Origin of the sequence: Streptomyces sp. NPDC057638, assembly GCF_042800315.1 — a bacterium.
Classification (GTDB): Bacteria; Actinomycetota; Actinomycetes; order Streptomycetales; family Streptomycetaceae; genus Streptomyces.
The window spans coordinates 1-1,649 of the sequence record NZ_JBHVHF010000589.1; the positions used below are offsets into that span (position 1 = coordinate 1).

Genomic DNA, 1,649 nt, shown 5'->3' on the forward strand with positions numbered 1-1,649 from the left:
GCGCAGGCCTGCGCCTGGGAGGTGCCCCCATCGCCCAGCGGAACGACTGCCCACAACGGGCGGAACCCGTGCCCGCACGGGTGGGAGCCCGCCCGCACGGGGGTGTGGGACCCGCCTGCCCGGACGGGCGGGTCCCGGGGCCGCCGGGGCTACGGGAGATGGGGCAGGATGTCGGCGGCGGCTTCGTCGCCGTACGCCTTGGTGAAGCGCTCCACGAAGTGCGCCCGCCGCAGCGTGTACTCCTGCGTCCCCAGCGTCTCGATCACCAGCGTCGCCAGCATGCACCCGACCTGCGCCGCACGCTCAAGGCCCACGCCCCAGCCCAGCCCGGAGAGGAATCCGGCGCGGAAGGCGTCGCCGACCCCGGTCGGGTCGGTCTTGGCCTCCTCCTCGGCGCAGCCGACCTCGATCACCGGCTCGCCGACCCGCTCGATCCGGACACCCCGGGCGCCGAGGGTGGTCACCCGGTGTCCGACCCGGGCGAGGATCTCCTCGTCGCTCCAGCCGGTCTTGGATTCGATCAGCCCCTTCTCGTACTCGTTGGAGAAGAGGTAGGTGGCACCGTCGAGGAGGACCCGGATCTCGTCGCCGTTCATCCGGGCGATCTGCTGGGAGAAGTCGGCGGCGAAGGGGATCTCGCGGGAGCGGCACTCCTCGGTGTGGCGCAGCATCGCCTCGGGGTCGTCGGCGCCGATGAGGACGAGGTCGAGGCCGCCGACGCGGTCGGCGACGGCCTTGAGCTCGATGAGCCGGGCCTCGCTCATGGCGCCGGTGTAGAAGGAGCCGATCTGGTTGTGGTCGGCGTCGGTGGTGCAGACGAAGCGCGCGGTGTGCAGCACCTCGGAGATGCGGACGGACGCCGTGTCGACGCCGTGGCGGTCGAGCCAGGCGCGGTACTCGTCGAAGTCCGAGCCCGCGGCGCCCACGAGGATCGGCCCGGTGCCGAGCTGGCCCATGCCGAAGCAGATGTTCGCTCCGACACCGCCCCGGCGCACATGGAGGCTGTCGACCAGGAAGGACAGGGAGACCGTGTGCAACTGGTCCGCGACAAGCTGGTCGGCGAAACGACCAGGGAACGTCATGAGGTGATCGGTCGCGATGGAACCGGTGACTGCGATTCGCACGGGTGTGTGCTCCTGAGGGGAGGCTGCGTTGACGCTTTACGCTACCCGGTCGAGGTCCGCCAGACCGTTCGGGTAAACCACCCAATAGTAGGTCTTTCCTTAACGGCGGACCGTACGTACGGTGCGTATATGGCCGAGCCCCGCGCCCACCGGGCGTCCAGCGATCTCGAACCCACTCTGGAACAGCTCCGCGGCGACTGCGCGCGGATGGCCGACCGCTGGGTCGCCCCGGCGGCCGTCGCCCCCGCTCCGGTGTCGCCGTCCCTGATCCACCGGGTGGTGGTGCCGCCGGCCTCCGCGCGTCTGATCGACCGGATGCCGGAGTACGGAGGCTGACCCTCCGCGCCTCTCGCCTTCCTCCATCCGACCGGAACATCCGACCGGGACATCCGACCGGAACATCCAGCCGGAACATCTGGCCGGAACTCGACGGGCGCGCGGGGGCCCCCCGCGCCCCCCCGCCCGCCCCGCCACCCACCCCGCCCGGGGGGGGCGTATAAACAAAAACGAGCCCCCCAGACCCAA

Annotated in this window: 2 protein-coding genes; one reads left to right on the plus strand and one right to left on the minus strand. The window is 71.1% G+C overall.

Annotated elements, in window-relative coordinates; all coding sequences use genetic code 11:
- Nucleotides 1-149: 149 nt before the first annotated feature.
- Nucleotides 150-1,124: a carbohydrate kinase family protein gene (locus ACFVIM_RS35030; protein ID WP_384310393.1), complete on the minus strand. Its 975-nt coding sequence runs from the start codon at nt 1,122-1,124 to the stop codon at nt 150-152.
- Between the two features lie 129 nt (nt 1,125-1,253).
- Between ACFVIM_RS35030 and ACFVIM_RS35035 the strand changes: the two genes are divergently transcribed.
- Complete coding sequence (locus tag ACFVIM_RS35035; RefSeq protein WP_384310396.1) at nt 1,254-1,460, plus strand: hypothetical protein; 207 nt, start codon at nt 1,254-1,256, stop codon at nt 1,458-1,460.
- Nucleotides 1,461-1,649 lie beyond the last annotated feature (189 nt).